This window comes from Methylovirgula sp. 4M-Z18, from assembly GCF_037890675.1.
GTDB lineage: Bacteria > Pseudomonadota > Alphaproteobacteria > Rhizobiales > Beijerinckiaceae > 4M-Z18.
In genome coordinates this window covers 3,441,906-3,458,375 of the sequence record NZ_CP149574.1, presented here as the reverse complement: position 1 = coordinate 3,458,375, position 16,470 = coordinate 3,441,906, and the positions used below count along the sequence as shown (strand labels likewise).

Genomic DNA, 16,470 nt, shown 5'->3' with positions numbered 1-16,470 from the left:
GTGGGAAAATGTGCGCAATAATTGTGCGCGTCCTTCTCCCATCGGGAGAAGGAGTCGCGCTCAATCTACGATTACTAAAATCAATTCGACCGCGTCCACGTAATACTCTTGCAGATCAGGCCGCCGAGCACGCAGCCCTTGGTGGTGAGCGTGCCGCCGGAGAGGGTCATTTTGCCGGTATAGGTTTTGCCGTCCTCCGGGTTGAAGGCGCTGCCGGCCCAGGAATCGGGTCCATCCGGCTTCATATCGAAAAAGACTTTCTCGCCGACCTTGGCGTTCGGGTCGGCGCCCTCCTTCAGCCAGGAGATCGTGCCGCAGACAGCAGCGCCGCAGGGCGCGAACCGCACTTTCGAAATGCCGGTGTCGCGCAGCCAGACGCCGTTGATATCCTCGGCGTAAGCGCTGCCGCCGGCCAAAAGCGCCAAAGACAATAGGCTTGGGGCCAAAAATTTACGAACCATTGCATCCTCCCAATGTTTCGGCCGAGCGACCGATTGCGGTCAGTAAATAGTTCTTATGTAAACTAGTCAATACGGCAGACGGATCGAGCTAGGGTAATCGGGTGCGAGAAATGGTGACGTATTTGGCCGTCATTGCGAGCGAAGCGAGCAATGACGGTAAAAATCTCCTTCGTCCGATTGCCCTGCGGACCAGCCGTTGGACGTCGCTCCAACTTACGATTAATCTTTGGGCACTAGGGAGAAAACGTTACCATGCATTTCGCTCTCACCGAAGAAGAGATCATGATCCGCGACACCGCGCGCAGTATCGCCGCGGAGCGTTTGGCGCCGCTGGCGCCGGTTCTCGACCGCGGCGAGGGGCGGCCGCAATTTCTCGCCAATCTCAAATATCTCGGCGAGCAGGGCTTCATGGCCTTGAAGATCGGCGCCGATTACGATGGACCCGAGGCGGGCTCGGTGGCCTTCGCGCTGGCCGTGGAAGAGATCGGTTATGCCTGCGCCGCCACGGGCACGACGGTGTCCGTGACCAATCTCGTCGGCGAAGTCATTCAAGCGGTCGGCACCGCGGCGCAGAAGCAGGCGCATCTGCCGCATCTTGCCTCCGGCGCCTATCTTGCTGGCAGCTTCTGCCTCACCGAGCCGGCGGCCGGCTCCGATCCCGCCGCCATGCAGACGCGCGCGCGGCGGGAGGGCGGCGAGTACATTCTCGACGGCGAAAAGATCTTCATCACCAGTGCCGAATATGCCGACGTCTTCGTCGTCTGGGCCGTCACCGATCCGCAGGCGCCCAAGGGCAAGGGGATTTCGTGCTTTCTGGTCGAGGCAGGCACGCCTGGCCTTGCCATCGGCAAGGCGGAGCGCAAGATGGGCCAGGCCGGATCGGCCACCAATCCGGTGAGTTTCGCGGGCTGCCGCATCCCGGCCGCCAACCTGCTCGGGCGCGAGAATGACGGATTCCGCATCGCCGTCGGGGAGCTTGCCGGCGGGCGCATCGGCATCGCCAGCCTGTCGCTCGGCATTGCCCGCGCGGCGATGGATCTCGCCAAAGCCTATATCCGCGAGCGCAAGCAATTCGGCCAGGCGATCGGCGATTTCCAGGGCATTCAATGGCTGATCGCCGACCGCGAGACCGAATTGGAGGCGGCGCGTCTGCTCATCCTGAACGCCGCCGCGAAGAAGGATCGCGGCGAGCCCTTCGGCAAGGAAGCTTCGATGGCGAAACTCTACGCCTCGGAGACGGCCCAGCGCTGCACCGATACGGCGTTACAATTGCACGGCGGTTCGGGCTATCTGCAGGACTACAACGTCGAGCGGCTGGCGCGTGATGCGCGGTTGACTCGGCTCTATGAAGGCACGTCCGAGATTCAAAGGCTCATCATCGCGCGTGATGTGCTGCGGCAGTAGCGTCCCTTCTCCGGCGCCACCGCGCGTGAGAAGAGATCACGCTAAACACTAAACATTAGACGAATCATCTCCGCCCGAGCCGGAATCGTCGTAATCGTCGGACGAGTCCTGGAAGTCCTGATCCTGATCGTTGGAATTGCCCTGCTGCGTATCCAGGGCAGACTGTCGGCTATCGCCGGGCTTGTCGTAAAAATTGTTGATGATCGTCTCGTTGCCGCCACCGCCCAGCGGATTGTTGCCGGCGATGTCGGCAAGCCCCGGATTGCGGTGCGAGGAAAACAGGCTCGAAATGGATTCGGCCGCCAGCATGCCGCCGGCGACGCCCGCGGCGGTCGTCAACGCGCCGGACAGGAAGCTCGGGCCTTGCGATGGCGGCGCGGCGGCCTGGCCCCAAGGGCTTTGTTGCGGCTGCGCACCCCATGGGCTTTGCTGGGGCTGCTGGCCCCAGGGGCTCTGCTGCGGCGGCGGGGCATATTGCGGCGGGTTGGCCGGGGCTTGCGGACGCGGCGGCTGGCTGCCGCCGAACAGCGACCCGAGCCCGCCCAAGAAGCTGCCGCCGCCCTGTTGCGGCTGGCTGGCATGGGCCTGCAGGTCGCGCACCTGCGCCTCGAGTTCCTGCAATCTTTGATTGGCGGCGCCAAGCGCCTGCTCCTGCACCAGCACGGTTTGCGCCAGCACATAGGGCGCGGAGGGGATCTGCCGCACGGCGTCGCTGATGAAGGTCTGCGCCTCCATGTCACGCGCTGCGTCCGGCGCGTTGCGGATGCGGTCAAAAAGGCCCGAAAGAAGTTGGCGTTCGTCCGGTGTCATTCATCATCTCCTCTGGTCGGCGTCGCCGCCCCTTTAAGATATGGGGACGATCGAGCGCGCTGCCAAGGTCAGAGCAATCAACTGCCCGACGGCAGGAACGGAATATCGACGCCGAAGCTTTGCAGGATCAGGATAACGTTGAGAATCAAGATGATGGCGGTGCCCACCACGGCGGCGCCCTGCATCCAGGGACGGTTGGCGAACTCGCCCATCACGTCCTTGCGCCGCGTGAACAGGATGAGGGCCACGAGCGGCAGGGGCAGGGCGAAGCTCAGCACGATCTGGCTCCAGATGATCGCATCCGTCGAGTTGACGCCGAGCGAGACCACGATGAAGGCCGGGATCATCGTCACGAGGCGGCGTAGCCAGAGCGGAATGCGGAACCGCACGAAGCCCTGCATGATCATCTGGCCCGCCATCGTTCCGACGACCGAGCTCGAAATGCCGGAGGCCATCAGCGAGGCGAGGAAGATGGCGGCCGCGCCGGCGCCGAGCAGGGGCGTCAGCGTATAATAGGCGGTTTCGATCGACGCGACATCGTCGTGACCGTTATGGAACGTGCCCGCGGCCATCACCACCATGGCCATGTTGACGAGGCCGGCAAGGGTCAGCGCGATGACCACTTCGCGGTTCGAGAAGCGCAGCAGCTTGCGTTTTTCGGCACGGTTCGCGGGGATGACGCGGCGCTGGGTCAGGCCCGAATGCAGATAGATCGCATGCGGCATGACGGTCGCGCCGATGATGCCGACGGAAATGGTGAGCGCGTCGGCATTGGGGATATAGGGGGTGACCGCCGCGCGCGCCGCGGCCGCCCAATCGACCGGCGGGATGAACATTTCGGCGATGTAGCACAGCGCGATGACGGCGATCAGCCCGCCGATCACGAGCTCCAAAGGCCGGAAGCCGTAACGCTCCAGCGTCAGGATCACGAAGGTCAGGGCGCCGGTGACGAGCATGCCGAGCAGCAGCGGCCCTTGCGCCGGCAGGGTGAGATGCAGCGCCCCCGCCGCGTCGGCCGCCATGACGCCGATACCGTCCGAGACAACATTGAGCGGCGGCAATTGGAACAGCAGGGTCAGACCGATGGCGCCGCCGAGGAATTCGGCGAGATCGGTCGCCATGGCAGCGATTTCGCTCACCACCCACATCGCCAGGGCGATTGGCGCCGGGACATGGTCGCGGCAGGTTTCCGCCAGATTGCGGCCCGTCACGATGCCGAGCTTGGCGGAAAGCGCCTGAAACAGCATGGCCGCCACATTCGCGAACAGCACGACCCACAGCAGCGTATAGCCGTGTTTGGCGCCCGCCTGAATGTTGGTCGCGAAATTGCCGGGGTCCATGTAGGCGATCGAGGCGACGGCCGCCGGTCCGGTGAACAAAAACGCCGTCCGCCAGCGGCTGGTGCCGCCTGTCAGGGCCCGCCGCAGGGCGAGATCGATCGGGGCGGCTAGGGCGCGGGCGGTGCTGGTATCGGACATGGGCGGCTCGTATTGTTTCATATGCTCCATAATGTAGCCATTGCTATATTTATGTCAAGCGGGGCTGGATGTGGGCGAGGCGGGATCGCGGTGCTTTTGACTGAGCGGCTTTAAGCTTGAGGGCGCTTGGGTCAGGGACGCGTGGCGGCATTCTCTTGCAACACGCGCCCGCGCAAGTCAGGCTGGCGTAAAAATGGAATTTTCCATAGCCTGCTAGAGACCCACGATGAGCCGTTTCTGGAGCCCAATTGTTCATTCCTTGATCCCCTACGTCGCGGGGGAGCAGCCGGCGATCAGCGGGCTCACCAAACTCAACACGAATGAAAACCCTTATCCGCCATCGCCGCGCACGCTCGCGGCGATCTCGGCCGCGGTGAACGAGACGCTTCGGCTCTATCCTGACCCGACAGCCCTGCGACTGCGGCAGGCGATTGCCAAAAGTCATGATCTCGATCCGGGCGAAGTGTTTGTCGGCAACGGCTCCGACGAGGTTCTGGCCCATACGTTCCAAGCCTTGCTGAACCACGAAAGCCCGCTGCTTTTCCCCGACATAAGCTACAGTTTCTATCCGACCTATTGCCGCCTGTACGGCATTCCTTTCCGCGAAGTTGCGGTGGATGAAGACCTGCAGGTTCGCATTGAGGATTATCGGCAACCTTGTGGGGCCATCATCCTGCCCAATCCCAATGCGCCGACCGGCATGGCGCGGTCGCTCGCCGAAATCGAATCCTTGGTTCGAGACCACGCGGATCAGGTGGTCGTGATCGATGAGGCCTATGTCGATTTCGGCGCGATGAGTGCCATCCCGCTCGTCAAAACCTATCCGAATCTGCTTGTCATTCAGACGTTTTCGAAATCGCGGAGCCTCGCCGGGCTGCGCGTCGGCTTTGCCGTCGGACAACGGCCGCTCATCGACGCGCTGGAGCGAGTGAAGGATAGCTTCAATTCCTATCCGCTCGACCGGCTCGCTTTGGCAGGGGCGATCGCGGCCTGGAAAGATCGAGACTGGTTTGAACGCCATCGCGATTTGATCATGGCCAGCCGTGAGCGCCTCGCGCAGGCTCTGCGGGAATTGGGTTTCGATGTTCTGAACTCATCCGCCAATTTTCTGTTCGCGCGGCATCCAGACAGAGCCGGCGCGGATTTGGCGCGGGAACTCCGGAGCCAGGGAATTTTGGTGCGGCACTTTGCCAAGAAACGCATCGACGATTTTCTTCGTATCAGCATTGGGACTGATGACGAATGCGACCGGCTCGTGGCTGCTCTTAAACGGATCCTGACGTGATCTGCTCGTGCGAATATCCCGCGGCGGCGATGTCCGGGAGATGGGCTGTGGCTTAAAGGACCGCGACCGCCCCGGTCGCAATGCAATCTTCTATGTTGCGGCCACGTGCGACCGGGACGGTCGCGGTCCGTTCATCACATCGTCGCTTCGATCTGCGCTCGCAACTCCTTCGTCACCTCCGGCATCACGCCGAACCAATCGCGGAAGGCGGGGCGGGCCTGGTGCAGCAGCATGCCGAGGCCGGTCACGATGGCGTTGCCGCGCCGCTGCGCCGCCGTCAGCAGGGGGGTGAATTTGGGGATGTAGACGATGTCCGACACGATTGCTGCCTGCGGCAGATCGTCGAGCGCGAGGTCCAGCGATGGCTGTCCGTCCATGCCGAGACTCGTCGTATTGATGAGCGTCATCGCCCCGTTCAACGCGGCCGCGCGCTCTTCCCACCTATAGGCCTTGATCGGCGCGCCGAATTCGGCTTCGAGACTCTTGGCCCGCTCAAAGCTGCGGTTGATCAGGCGAATTCCCGGCGCGCCTTCGTCGATGAGGCCCGCGAGCACCGCGCGGGCGGCGCCGCCGGCGCCCAGCACCACGACCGGTCCGCTCGCCGCGCGCCAATGCGGCTGATCTTCCTTGATCGAGGCGATGAAGCCGAAGGCGTCGTAATTATGCCCGTGCAGCGCGCCGTCCGGCTGCACGACGACGCAATTCACCGCGCCGATGTGTTTGGCGAGCGGCGAGAGCGTATCGACCATCCGCACCGCATGTTCCTTATGCGGAATGGTCAGGTTGCAGCCGGCAAAGCCCAGGGCCGGCAGCGCGCGCAAGGCCTTTTCCAAATTCTCGATTTTGATTTCGAGCGGCACATAAGCACCCGGCAATCCGTGCTGCTGCAGCCAATAGCCGTGAATCTTCGGCGAGCGCGAGTGGAGCACCGGCCAGCCCATCACGCCGGCCAGATGAAAGCGTTGCGGCTCAGACATTTTTTAGCAGATCTTCATTGTTTGGTGGGAGGCGCTTCGGTGCGCGCCTGCACCGCGACGGGCACCGTGTCGATGCCATAGACGTCGTCGCGGAAATGCACGATGTCGTCCGAATTGGCCCAACCGGTGAGATAGACCCAGGCGACCGGCACGGGCTGCGACAGCTTGATGTCGGTGCGGTCACCCTTCGCGATTTCGGCGAGCAATTCCTGCTTGTCCCAGCCGATGCCGCTGATCGAATCGACGGTGCCTTGCAGCAGCCATTCGGCGAGATCATAGACGCCCTGGACGCGCACGCAGCCATGCGACAGGAAGCGGTAATCGGCGGCGAACAGCCGTTTCGACGGCGTGTCGTGCATATAGACCGCATTCTTGTTCGGCATGTTGATGCGGATCGAGCCGAGCGAATTGCCGGCGCCCGAATCCTGCCGCAGCGTGTAGGCGGTCGCGCGCGTCGTCGACCAGTCGATGGCGGCGGGATTTACCTCTTCGCCATTGGCGCCGAGAATGCGAATTTTCTGCTTCGCGAGATAATGCGGATTCTTCTGCATTTTCGGAATGATCTCGTTCTTGATGATCGAGACCGGCACCGTCCAGGTCGGATTGAGATTGATCGCCGTGATATGCGTCGCGACTTCCGGCGACGGATGGTCGACGCCGCCCACAACGGCGACGTAGCGATGGGCAACCCGGCCATTCTCGACCGCTTCGACCGATGTCGAGGGGATGTTGACGACCACGTAACGGTTGCCAAGGTCAAAATTCGTACCGGCGAGACGCTGCGCGCTCGAGGCGAGTTCCTTGAAGCGGACCACTGCCGGCACATTCATCGCCTTGAGCGTTGCGCCGGCGACGACACCGGTTTGCCGCAAGCCCATGCGGGACTGGAAGCGTTTCACGGCGGCCGTCAAGTCCGGCGTCCAAGTTTCGCCGGTGCCCTGATTGGCGGGAAGGTCGCCCTCGATCGCCAGGCGCTTGCGCAGCACCGCGACCGCCTTGCCCGAGGCGCCGGGCGCAAGCTCGTCCACGACCGGCCAGCCTCCGGAATCGGCAATTGCGGCATAGCGGTCGGATGCCTTGGCCGTCGCGAAGAAGGTTTCCGGCATCAAGGTCGGCATCGGATCGGTCGAAAGGACCGTTTCGCTCGGCGGCGCGGGTTTCGGCTTGGGTTTCGGCGCAGCCTGGGCGGCCCCAGCTGCCGGCGCCTCGGCCGCTTTTGCGCCCTCCGGAATTTTCACCGGCATGCTGCGCGGGAGCGGCGCCGTGGTCGGCACCGGTTGCGGTGCGGCGGGCGTCAAGCCGCTCGACACCGGATTGGGCGACAACAAATCGGGGGTCTGCGCCAGCGCCGGCGCAGAGAGAAGCAATGCCAAAACAAATGGATACGCGCTCACGCGCGAATGGATTTTCATCATATGCGAATCATTTCAGACAGCGCCGGATAAGCCCAGCAGGCCCAAACTAGGGGCAAATTGTGAAAAAATTCATGCTGTTTCCAATTAAAATTAGAGCGGGTTTAGATCGTGGTGACGACCTAGGATCCAACAAGGATAATATGCAAGCGGCGGGGCCCATGGGCGCCGAGCAAAAGCGTCTGTTCGATGTCGGCGGAGCGCGACGGGCCGGTGATCATATTGACCGTGCGGGGCATGAGTCCCTTGCCGAAATGTTCCCGCAGGCGCGTCCACACGCTCTCATAATCGCCGGCAATGTCCTTGGCCGCGACGACGACGATGTGGTTGTCGGGTAGGAAATTGAGGGTCGTCGGATTATCCGGGCCGGAGGCCATGATCAGCGTGCCGCTCTCGGCGACGCCGGCAAAGGCGTGGCTGACGGCGTTCAGGTCGTCGCCATGCGAGCGGCCGCGGCTGACCTCAAGCGCGGTTGCCGACCAGGCGAGGTCCGTCAGGCGTGGATCGTCGCCCATTTTCAAGGTGGCTGGCAGGTTGTTGGCGCGCAGATATTCCGCCACGGCCTGCGGCACGTCGGCATAGGACGCGATTTCACTCAGGCTCGCCTGCGCCGCTTCCGCCATCTGTTTGAACAGCGCGCGCTGCGCCGCCGGCTCGCCCTGGCCGCGCTGCGGCACCACGCCGCGCGGACTCGCGGCCAAACGGTCGGCGACGGTCTGCCGCCGCATCGCTTCCGTGCCGCTGACGCCGAGGGAGCGGCGGATGTTGGAGAGGATATCGTCGCGGGCACTCATGATTTTTGTCCTCTCGCCGCTTTCCATTTCTGTTGAAAGGTTTGCCCCTGCGGCGCCGGGAAATCGCGGTATTTGGTCCAGCCGCCGGCGAAAGGCAGCGATGCGAACCGGCCCTTGCTTTTGCCGGCGAGATGCAATGCTTTCATCGCGAGCGAGGTCGCGAACCGGTAGAGGGCGGGGCGTTTCGCAAAAAAGCCCCAGAAGCCGATGCCGTAGCGTACGGTGGCGGGGGTAAGGTGGCGCTCGAATTCCCGCTCGCGCCAATGGCGCATCAGTTTCGGCAGGGGAATGCGCACCGGGCAGACGCTTTCGCAGCGGCCGCAGAAGGTCGAGGCATTGGGCAGGTGGCCGGCCTTGTCGACGCCGATCAAGGTAGGGGTCAGCACCGCGCCCATCGGGCCGGGATAGACCCAGCCGTAAGCATGGCCGCCGACGGCGTGATAGACCGGGCAATGGTTCATGCAGGCGCCGCAGCGGATGCAGCGCAGCATCTCTTCGAATTCGCCGCCGAGCATGGCCGAGCGGCCGTTGTCGAGCAGCACGACATGATATTCTTCCGGCCCGTCCACATCGCCCGTTCGGCGCGGCCCGGTCGAAAGGGTCGTGTACACTGACATTTCCTGGCCGGTCGCCGAGCGGGCCAGAACGCGCAGCAATTGCGAGACGTCGTCGAGGGTCGGCACGAGCTTTTCGAGCGACGCCATGACGATATGGACCTTCGGCAGCGTCTGGGTGAGGTCGCCATTGCCTTCATTGGTGACGATGATCGACGTGCCGGTCTCGGCGACCAGGAAATTGGCGCCGGTGATGCCGACATCCGCACTCAAGAAGCGGTCGCGCAAAACCCCGCGCGCCTCGGTCAGGAGCTGCACCGGCTGCGACAGGTCGCGCTTGGCGTCGAGATGGGTGTGAACGCGGCGGAAGTCCTCTTCCACCTGGGTCGCGTTGAGATGCACCGCCGGCGCGATGATATGCGACGGCGTTTCATGCCGAAGCTGAATGATATATTCGCCCAGATCGGTTTCGACCGGCTGAATCCCCGCGCCTTCGAGCGCCTCGTTCAGCCCGATCTCCTCCGAGATCATCGACTTTCCCTTGGTCACGATTTTCGCGCCGCGCGCCCGGCAGATCGCGAGAATGGCTTGGCGCGCTTCCTCGGCATTGCGGGCGAAATGCAATTTGCCGCCCGCCGCCTCAAGCTGCTTCTCGTAAGCCTCGAGATAGAGATCGAGATGGGCGAGCGTGTGGTTCTTGATGTCGCGCGCCGAGTCGCGCAAGGCTTCGAATTCCGGCAGTTTGGCCGCCGCTTTCGCGCGCTTGTCGATGAAGCCGGCACGGACATTGCCGAGCGCCCGCTGCAATTGCGCATCGTGCAAGGCGCGGTGGGCATTTTCCTTGAAGGCCGGGGAAGTGGTCGCGACGCTCATGGCCTTTTCTCCTGCGCCGCGGCGCCGATCGGCGGTTCGTCGGTCATGCCGGCGAGCACTTCGGCGACATGCCGCACCTCGATCTTTTTGCCTTCGCGCGACATCTTGCCCGCCATATTCATCAGACAGCCGAGATCGCCCGCGAGCAGCGTATGCGCCTCGGCAGCGCCGATGTTCTTGGTCTTCTCGCTGACGATGGCGTCGGAAATCTCGCCGTATTTCGCGGCGAACGTGCCGCCGAAGCCGCAGCACACATCGCTGTCCTTCATCTCGATCAGTGACAGACCTTCGACCGTGCTCAGCAATTGGCGTGGCTGCGTCTTGATGCCGAGCTCGCGCAGGCCCGAGCAGGAATCGTGATAGGTGACGGTGCCGTCGAACCGCGCCTTGACGTGTTTGACGCCAAGGACATCGGTGAGGAAGCTGACGAGTTCATAGGTGCGGCTGGCGAAATCCAGCGCCTTGCGGGCCAGATTAGGGTCGTCTTCGAACAATTCGGGATAATGCTTGGCCAGCATGCCGCCGCAGGAGCCGGATGGGGCGACGATGTAATCGCAGCCTTCGAAGGCGGCGATGACCGCGGCCGCGATCTCGCGCGTCGTCCGCCGGTCGCCCGAATTGAAAGCCGGCTGGCCGCAGCAGGTCTGACTCGGCACGCTGACCCGGCACCCCGCGTCCTCCAGCAGTTTCACGGCGGCAAAGCCGACGCTGGGGCGGATCAGATCGACGAGGCAGGTCACGAACAGGCCTACATGGATCGGTTTTTGCGGCGGGGCGTCAGCCAAACGAATCTCCCAAGGGAAGAGGTAGCATGTCAGTGCCCGACATTGGACCAGCCGCCGTGGCGTTTCAAGCGGGAGAAGGAAGCGCGCGGCCAATGGCCGCGAGCGTCCGCGTTTCCGGCCGGATGCCCGCAAAGGGATTGCTTCGGCCCCGGGCCGTCGCTAACAGAGGGGGAAAGGGACGGTCGGGCATGGCGGATACAAAGGCACAGAGCGGCGAACAGGAAGGGAATGCGGGCGCGCCCGGTCTTCGGCTAATCGCGCTCGACGCCGAGGATCTGGCGGCGATTTCCGACCATATCCAGGATTCGATCGTCAGAATCGGCGATATGGCTTTTCTGCCCCAGGCCAAGCGCTTCGTGTTCGTGATGTCGCGGCTGGACTGGGAAGAGACTGCGGCCGCGCGGCGTATGACCGGCGTGCATTTCGACCGGGTGTCGCGCGTGACCTATTTGGGGTTCCGCCAGGAGGCGCGCGAAACCGCGCTTAATCTCATCGGTCTGTCGTTCCGGGCCGATCGCGAACCGTCGGGCACCGTCATCCTGAAATTTTCCGATGGGGCGGTGATCCGTCTCGAAGTGGAATGTATTGAAGCGCGCTTGAGCGACCTGGCCCCGCTTGGTCCGGACACTGCGTGAACGAGAGTTGGAGTTTTTAGGATGCCCTTGCGGCTCGATACGCGTCAAAAAGATTTTGCCGAGCGCTTCGCCGACCTGCTCGCCATGAAGCGCGAGGTGTCGGAGGATGTCGATACGGCGGCGCGCGACATCATTGCGCGGGTGATGGACGAGGGCGATGCGGCCCTGATCGATTATTCGCAACGCTTCGACCATGTTGATCTGCAACGCCTCGGCCTGGCGGTGAGCGCGGCCGAGCTGGATGCGGCCGTCGCGCAATGCGACGCCAAGGCCCTTGCCGCTTTGGAGCTGGCAAAATCGCGGATCGAAGCCTTCCATCGGCGGCAGCTGCCGAGTGATACGCTCTTTACCGATGCGCTTGGCGTCGAGCTTGGCTGGCGCTGGAGCGCGATCGAGGCGGTCGGGCTTTATGTGCCTGGCGGTACGGCGAGCTATCCGTCATCGGTGCTGATGAATGCGGTGCCGGCGATCGTCGCCGGCGTGCCGCGCGTGGTCATGGTCGTGCCGGCGCCGCATGGAATCATCAATCCGCTGGTGCTGGCGGCGGCAAAATTGGCCGGCGTGCATGAGATCTACCGGGTTGGCGGCGCGCAGGCGATCGCCGCGCTCGCCTATGGCACGCAGACGATCAGTCCGGTCGCCAAGATCGTCGGGCCCGGCAATGCCTATGTGGCGGCGGCGAAGCGGCGCGTCTTCGGCAAGGTTGGGATCGATATGATCGCGGGCCCGTCCGAAGTCGTGATCGCGGCGGACGCCTATGCCAATGCGGCGTGGATCGCGGCGGACCTTCTGGCGCAGGCCGAGCATGACACGGCGGCGCAATCGATCCTGATCACCGATGACGCGGGTCTTGCCGATGCGGTCGCGGCCGAAGTCGAGGCGCAACTGCAGACCCTGCCGCGCCGCGCGATCGCGGAAGCAAGCTGGCGCGATTGCGGCGCGACCGTTCTCGTCGAAAAGCTCGACGATGCGGCGGCACTGATCGACCGCCTTGCGCCGGAGCATCTCGAGATCATGACGCAGGATGCCGACCGGCTCGCGGCGCGCGTACGCAATGCCGGCGCGATCTTCCTCGGCGGCCACACGCCCGAGGCGATCGGCGATTATGTCGGCGGCTCCAATCACGTGCTGCCGACGGCGCGCTCGGCGCGCTTCTCGTCCGGCCTCGGCGTGCTCGATTTCATGAAGCGCACGTCGCTGCTCAAATGCGATACGGACTCGTTGCGTGCGCTCGGGCCGGCCGCCATTGCGCTCGGCCATGCGGAGGGGCTCGATGCTCATGCGCGTTCGGTTGCGCTGCGATTGAATATGGATTGAGCCGGGACAAAGGGGAGGCGATGTCGCGACGCAAACTCATTTCCATCACCCTCGACGAAGCCTCGATCGGCCGTGGCAATGCCGATCAGGAGCACGAACGGCAGATCGCGATCTACGATCTTGTCGAAGACAACACCTTCGCGCCGGCCGAGCATGACGGCGGCCCCTATATGCTGCGCATCGCGATGCACGATGCCAAGCTCGCGCTCGACATTCGCACCGAACCGGATGAGCCGGTGATGATCCACCTGCTCTCGCTCACGCCGTTCCGCCGCATTCTGAAAGACTATTTTCTCGTGTGCGAGAGCTATTATGCGGCGATCCGCACTGCGAGCCCGAGTCAGATCGAGGCGATCGACATGGGCCGGCGGGGCTTGCACAACGAAGGCGCGCAATTGCTTGCCGAACGGCTCGCCGGCAAGATCGACGTCGATTTCGACACGGCGCGGCGCCTGTTCACCCTCGTCACCGCCCTGCATTGGAAAGGGTGACGCTTGGACCTCGGCCGCCCGCAAGCCGTGCTCTTTGCGTGTTCGCACAATGCGGTGCGATCACCCATCGCGGAGGCTTTGGCCAAGTACCTGTTCGGCCGCGAGATCTATATCGCCTCGGCCGGCGTGCGGCCGGGCGAACTCGACGGCTTCTGCATCGCGGTGATGGATGAAATGGGCCTCGATATTTCCAAACACAAGCCGCATTCCTTCGAGGAACTCGAAGACACGAGTTTCGATCTGATCATCACGCTCTCGCCGGAAGCGCATCACAAGGCGTTGGAAATGACGCGCACCATGGCGGTGGACGTCGTCTACTGGCCGACCCCCGACCCGAGCGCCGCCGTCGGCACGCGCGACCAGATGCTGGAGGGGTATCGAACCTTACGCGACACGTTGCTGAAGCGCATCAAGGAAAGGCTCGGCTGGCACGCGATGGGCAGCGTGTAGGGCGCAAAACCCTTCTCCCACAGGGAGAAGGTGGCATGCGAAGCATGACGGATGAGGGGACGCGGAATCATCATTAGCTGGATTCTTGTGGTGGCCACTCTCGCGACAAAGTCCCCTCATCCGTCGCTTCGCGCCACCTTCTCCCTCTGGGAGAAGGAGTCGCGCGTCATCGTCCTACAGATTTGCCGCTCAACCTGATCTGCTCATAGGCTTCGCGCACTGCCTCTGGCCCATAGATGCGTTCCAGCCGCCGCACCGTGAAATGGCCGAGCGCTATGTCCTGGAAATGTTGGGTGAAGGCGTAATTTACCGCCGCGCCGCCGAGCGCGCCGATGAGCGGCAGCGCTTGCGCCGCCAATTTCTCGCCGACCACGATGCCGAATTGGGCGGCGATGAGGGAGATCAAGCGCACGATGACAGGCGCGGTCTGATCGCCGGCGCTTTTGGCCGCGATGAAGCGGGCAGCGTCCGACACGCTTTTCGCCAGCACCATGCGCAGGGCGAAATAGCCGCCTTCCAGCATTTCCTCGCCCGGCTTACGGCCGCCGAGCGCGAAGACTTCGAGCAGGTGGAGCGCGGTTTCGGGATTGTCGAGATTTTCGCCTTGGGCCCGAGCGATCTGGGCGATCGAGCGCAGCATCAGCGTGGTCGAAACGGGCAGTTCCACGCTGAGCGCGGCGAGGCCGAAGGCGCCACCGGCCGCGCCGGAGGCTGCGGTCAGGGTCCTGTGCCAGCCGTTGGCGGCCGGCGTCCCGATCTTATGCGAGGTGGTGGCGAGCGCCGCGCGCAACGCCGTCTTGATGGCGAGTTCCGCGGCGCCGTTGATGATCTGGGTTGCCCTTTGCGGCAAGGCGCGGCCGACCATTTCCAATTGCTTGCCGGCGAGCGTGGTCAGCCGCAGCGTGAGCGAGGAGCGCTCGAGCAAATCGACGGCCTTGCTCAGCGCCGCATGGTCTTCGACGGTGAGCATCGTGGAACTCTCGAGAATTATCGACGACTCGCGCATGAGGGGCTCCCCTGGGGCCATCCTCAATATAGGAAGCCGGAAATGGGAGCGCCACCCCGGCCCGAACGGTGGGGGCCGGCCGGGGCGCAAGCCCGCTGTTGTCTGGGCAGGATCAGCCGTAAGCGGTACCTAAACGAAAGTGTAAGTCTGTGAAAATACTCACCCATTGGCGGCGGACAATGCTCTATGATCAGTGGCACTTCAGGTTCTGCGCCACGGATGCACTGGTTCAAATCCACATGAAGTTCGAGAAAAGGTTGGGTATCCCCAGCCTTTTCTTATTTTGGTGCCGCGTCGCAATGAATTGGCGGGAGAGCGGGGGACGCTTTAGTGCAGGACGACCTGGCGCTTCAGGTCTGCAATATAATCTTTAAAATCCTGGCGGCCTGACAACAGCATCAGGTGGCTCGCTCGTACCGGTGATGGGCTTCCTTCGCGCCATACCGCCAGCATTGCGCGGTTTATGCAAGGCAACTCGGTCACCTCGAAAACGACTTCGCCAAGGGTAGAGAGCCGACCGGCAAAATCTACGATTTCATTGGGCACACAGCCTTCCAGAGAAGTCATGCTACTGCTCCCGGGGTGACGCTCCGCCAATCGGATCGATATTTGACGATCGCATGACGATGCCCTTTACGATGTGGGCTAGAACACATCTCCCGCTAACCGTCTGACTTTGACAGGTGCTGACACCGCGCGGTTCCAAGTGCGCGGCACTCTGAAAGCTGTTCGGCTTTTCGGCTAAGAAAATTATATAAAACAAAAAGTTAGAGCATTTTTCGATCCTGAAAGAACGAAAAATGCTCCCGTATCGCCAGCCTGATCATCGAGCCATTCGAAATGTGCGGCAGCGCCGGGCGATGGCCGATGATCAGTCACATCTTCACACCAAAACAAAAGGTCGGGTGCGACCCCGACCTCTCTATGTCACTCAGCGCCGTTGCCAGTTCATCCGTGGCCAACGGGAACGAGTGGCAAAATCATGCCACCTGGAGATTGTCGGCCGAGCTCTTGCCCGAGCGCTTGTCCTTCACGAGGTCGTAACGGACCTTTTGGCCATCGGCCAAATCTCTCAGACCTGCGCGCTCGACGGCGGAGATATGGACGAAGACGTCCGTGCTGCCGTCATCCGGCTGAATGAAGCCAAAACCCTTGGTGGCGTTGAACCACTTTACCGTACCTGAATTCATAAGAGTTTCCTTTCGAAACAATCATTGCGGTTGCCGCGATACCCTGCGACGTGAGATCGATTATTTGAGAGGAGATCTGACGGAGCACGATGGCTCTTAAGCGACGTCACTGACAATGGTCGATGTCGTCACCATAGGCTCAATTCGAGATTTTGCAATTCCTCTTATGGCCACCGACCATCACCGACGTCGTGCCGGATTGCGCTGAAGCAATCTCCACTTTCAAAAAAGCGCCGGCGTGTTTGCGATTCGCCGAGCCGGGCCGCTGTGAAAAATTCGCCCCATGGCGAGTCGGTGGCGGCTCAAGCGAAAACACCGTTCGACGCGCGAAATCGTACGAGCGCTCACTTATCGATTTTATTTGCTCGAAATGGTACCGCCACCCCGGCTCGAACGGGGGACCTCTAGATCCACAATCTAGCGCTCTAACCAACTGAGCTATGGCGGCAACAGCGCTTCCTGTAAAAGTAACGGACCGAGAATGCAAGCGTCACATGACGGGTCGGCACAGGATTTTCCGCAGGAAAGGGGAAAATCGAACGACGCGT

At 62.6% G+C, this 16,470-nt stretch carries 17 protein-coding genes and 1 tRNA gene; 6 read left to right on the top strand and 12 right to left on the bottom strand.

From position 1 onward, the window contains the following. Positions 1-80 precede the first annotated feature (80 nt). Complete coding sequence (locus tag V9T28_RS16080) at positions 81-461, bottom strand: DUF2147 domain-containing protein (RefSeq protein ID WP_116400059.1); 381 nt, start codon at positions 459-461, stop codon at positions 81-83. A 252-nt stretch (positions 462-713) separates the two neighbouring features. On the opposite strand from V9T28_RS16080, the gene V9T28_RS16075 reads away from it, so the two are divergent. Beyond that, the gene (locus V9T28_RS16075) at positions 714-1,865 is read left to right on the top strand and encodes an acyl-CoA dehydrogenase family protein (protein ID WP_116400058.1); all 1,152 of its coding nucleotides are present in this window, start codon (positions 714-716) and stop codon (positions 1,863-1,865) included. A gap of 48 nt (positions 1,866-1,913) precedes the next feature. Here the strand turns inward: V9T28_RS16075 and V9T28_RS16070 are convergent, their stop codons facing one another. Together V9T28_RS16070 and V9T28_RS16065 are read right to left on the bottom strand one after the other, a co-directional pair. Next, positions 1,914-2,675 carry a DUF2076 domain-containing protein gene (locus tag V9T28_RS16070; RefSeq protein WP_116400057.1) on the bottom strand — a complete coding sequence of 254 codons (762 nt, stop codon included), beginning with the start codon at positions 2,673-2,675 and terminating at the stop codon, positions 1,914-1,916. Between the two features lie 77 nt (positions 2,676-2,752). After that, positions 2,753-4,153 carry an Nramp family divalent metal transporter gene (locus V9T28_RS16065; protein ID WP_116400313.1) on the bottom strand — a complete coding sequence of 467 codons (1,401 nt, stop codon included), beginning with the start codon at positions 4,151-4,153 and terminating at the stop codon, positions 2,753-2,755. 226 nt (positions 4,154-4,379) lie between these two features. Between V9T28_RS16065 and hisC the strand changes: the two genes are divergently transcribed. Then, complete coding sequence (gene hisC / locus V9T28_RS16060) at positions 4,380-5,438, top strand: histidinol-phosphate transaminase (RefSeq protein WP_116400056.1); 1,059 nt, start codon at positions 4,380-4,382, stop codon at positions 5,436-5,438. A 134-nt stretch (positions 5,439-5,572) separates the two neighbouring features. Here hisC and V9T28_RS16055 read toward each other — a convergent pair whose 3' ends face one another. The 5 genes from V9T28_RS16055 to V9T28_RS16035 all read right to left on the bottom strand — a co-directional run bounded on the left by V9T28_RS16055 (position 5,573) and on the right by V9T28_RS16035 (position 10,833). Then, positions 5,573-6,415, bottom strand: coding sequence for a shikimate dehydrogenase (locus tag V9T28_RS16055; protein ID WP_116400055.1), 843 nt, complete (start codon positions 6,413-6,415; stop codon positions 5,573-5,575). Between the two features lie 14 nt (positions 6,416-6,429). Next, on the bottom strand, positions 6,430-7,830 hold the full coding sequence (locus tag V9T28_RS16050; protein WP_199500057.1) for a L,D-transpeptidase family protein: 1,401 nt from the start codon (positions 7,828-7,830) through the stop codon (positions 6,430-6,432). 119 nt (positions 7,831-7,949) lie between these two features. Beyond that, on the bottom strand, positions 7,950-8,621 hold the full coding sequence (locus V9T28_RS16045) for a LutC/YkgG family protein (RefSeq protein ID WP_116400054.1): 672 nt from the start codon (positions 8,619-8,621) through the stop codon (positions 7,950-7,952). After that, entirely contained in the window at positions 8,618-10,048 is a 1,431-nt protein-coding gene (locus tag V9T28_RS16040; protein ID WP_116400053.1) for a LutB/LldF family L-lactate oxidation iron-sulfur protein, read from the bottom strand. The genes V9T28_RS16045 and V9T28_RS16040 overlap by 4 nt, the downstream gene beginning before the upstream one ends. Beyond that, positions 10,045-10,833 carry a (Fe-S)-binding protein gene (locus V9T28_RS16035; RefSeq protein ID WP_116400052.1) on the bottom strand — a complete coding sequence of 263 codons (789 nt, stop codon included), beginning with the start codon at positions 10,831-10,833 and terminating at the stop codon, positions 10,045-10,047. Before V9T28_RS16035 ends, V9T28_RS16040 begins: the two co-directional genes overlap by 4 nt. A gap of 188 nt (positions 10,834-11,021) precedes the next feature. Between V9T28_RS16035 and V9T28_RS16030 the strand changes: the two genes are divergently transcribed. Genes V9T28_RS16030 through V9T28_RS16015 form a run of 4 tightly spaced genes read left to right on the top strand, consistent with a single transcriptional unit; the run spans position 11,022 to position 13,726 of the window. Further along, on the top strand, positions 11,022-11,468 hold the full coding sequence (locus V9T28_RS16030) for a DUF2948 family protein (RefSeq protein ID WP_116400051.1): 447 nt from the start codon (positions 11,022-11,024) through the stop codon (positions 11,466-11,468). Between the two features lie 21 nt (positions 11,469-11,489). Next, the gene (gene hisD, locus V9T28_RS16025) at positions 11,490-12,785 is read left to right on the top strand and encodes a histidinol dehydrogenase (RefSeq protein WP_116400050.1); all 1,296 of its coding nucleotides are present in this window, start codon (positions 11,490-11,492) and stop codon (positions 12,783-12,785) included. A gap of 20 nt (positions 12,786-12,805) precedes the next feature. Continuing rightward, entirely contained in the window at positions 12,806-13,276 is a 471-nt protein-coding gene (locus tag V9T28_RS16020; RefSeq protein WP_116400049.1) for a UPF0262 family protein, read from the top strand. Between the two features lie 3 nt (positions 13,277-13,279). Then, the gene (locus tag V9T28_RS16015) at positions 13,280-13,726 is read left to right on the top strand and encodes an arsenate-mycothiol transferase ArsC (protein ID WP_245424034.1); all 447 of its coding nucleotides are present in this window, start codon (positions 13,280-13,282) and stop codon (positions 13,724-13,726) included. A gap of 166 nt (positions 13,727-13,892) precedes the next feature. Here V9T28_RS16015 and V9T28_RS16010 read toward each other — a convergent pair whose 3' ends face one another. The 4 genes from V9T28_RS16010 to V9T28_RS15995 form a co-directional block, all read right to left on the bottom strand. Beyond that, positions 13,893-14,732 carry an EcsC family protein gene (locus V9T28_RS16010; RefSeq protein WP_245424033.1) on the bottom strand — a complete coding sequence of 280 codons (840 nt, stop codon included), beginning with the start codon at positions 14,730-14,732 and terminating at the stop codon, positions 13,893-13,895. Positions 14,733-15,059: 327 nt separating this feature from the next. Further along, positions 15,060-15,299: a hypothetical protein gene (locus tag V9T28_RS16005; protein ID WP_116400047.1), complete on the bottom strand. Its 240-nt coding sequence runs from the start codon at positions 15,297-15,299 to the stop codon at positions 15,060-15,062. Positions 15,300-15,712: 413 nt separating this feature from the next. Beyond that, a complete protein-coding gene (locus V9T28_RS16000; protein ID WP_116400046.1) occupies positions 15,713-15,922 on the bottom strand; it encodes a cold-shock protein in 210 nt (69 codons plus the stop codon). 371 nt (positions 15,923-16,293) lie between these two features. Further along, positions 16,294-16,370: transfer RNA gene (locus V9T28_RS15995), tRNA-His, on the bottom strand. Positions 16,371-16,470 lie beyond the last annotated feature (100 nt).

What these genes read in the sequence shown, in the direction of transcription:
- V9T28_RS16080 (WP_116400059.1), bottom strand. Translation starts at nt 461, where the DNA reads ATGGTTCGTAAATTTTTGGCCCCAAGCCTATTGTCTTTGGCGCTTTTG.
- V9T28_RS16075 (WP_116400058.1), top strand. Translation starts at nt 714, where the DNA reads ATGCATTTCGCTCTCACCGAAGAAGAGATCATGATCCGCGACACCGCG.
- V9T28_RS16070 (WP_116400057.1), bottom strand. Translation starts at nt 2,675, where the DNA reads ATGACACCGGACGAACGCCAACTTCTTTCGGGCCTTTTTGACCGCATC.
- V9T28_RS16065 (WP_116400313.1), bottom strand. Translation starts at nt 4,153, where the DNA reads ATGTCCGATACCAGCACCGCCCGCGCCCTAGCCGCCCCGATCGATCTC.
- hisC (WP_116400056.1), top strand. Translation starts at nt 4,380, where the DNA reads ATGAGCCGTTTCTGGAGCCCAATTGTTCATTCCTTGATCCCCTACGTC.
- V9T28_RS16055 (WP_116400055.1), bottom strand. Translation starts at nt 6,415, where the DNA reads ATGTCTGAGCCGCAACGCTTTCATCTGGCCGGCGTGATGGGCTGGCCG.
- V9T28_RS16050 (WP_199500057.1), bottom strand. Translation starts at nt 7,830, where the DNA reads ATGATGAAAATCCATTCGCGCGTGAGCGCGTATCCATTTGTTTTGGCA.
- V9T28_RS16045 (WP_116400054.1), bottom strand. Translation starts at nt 8,621, where the DNA reads ATGAGTGCCCGCGACGATATCCTCTCCAACATCCGCCGCTCCCTCGGC.
- V9T28_RS16040 (WP_116400053.1), bottom strand. Translation starts at nt 10,048, where the DNA reads ATGAGCGTCGCGACCACTTCCCCGGCCTTCAAGGAAAATGCCCACCGC.
- V9T28_RS16030 (WP_116400051.1), top strand. Translation starts at nt 11,022, where the DNA reads ATGGCGGATACAAAGGCACAGAGCGGCGAACAGGAAGGGAATGCGGGC.
- hisD (WP_116400050.1), top strand. Translation starts at nt 11,490, where the DNA reads ATGCCCTTGCGGCTCGATACGCGTCAAAAAGATTTTGCCGAGCGCTTC.
- V9T28_RS16020 (WP_116400049.1), top strand. Translation starts at nt 12,806, where the DNA reads ATGTCGCGACGCAAACTCATTTCCATCACCCTCGACGAAGCCTCGATC.
- V9T28_RS16010 (WP_245424033.1), bottom strand. Translation starts at nt 14,732, where the DNA reads ATGCGCGAGTCGTCGATAATTCTCGAGAGTTCCACGATGCTCACCGTC.
- V9T28_RS16005 (WP_116400047.1), bottom strand. Translation starts at nt 15,299, where the DNA reads ATGACTTCTCTGGAAGGCTGTGTGCCCAATGAAATCGTAGATTTTGCC.
- V9T28_RS16000 (WP_116400046.1), bottom strand. Translation starts at nt 15,922, where the DNA reads ATGAATTCAGGTACGGTAAAGTGGTTCAACGCCACCAAGGGTTTTGGC.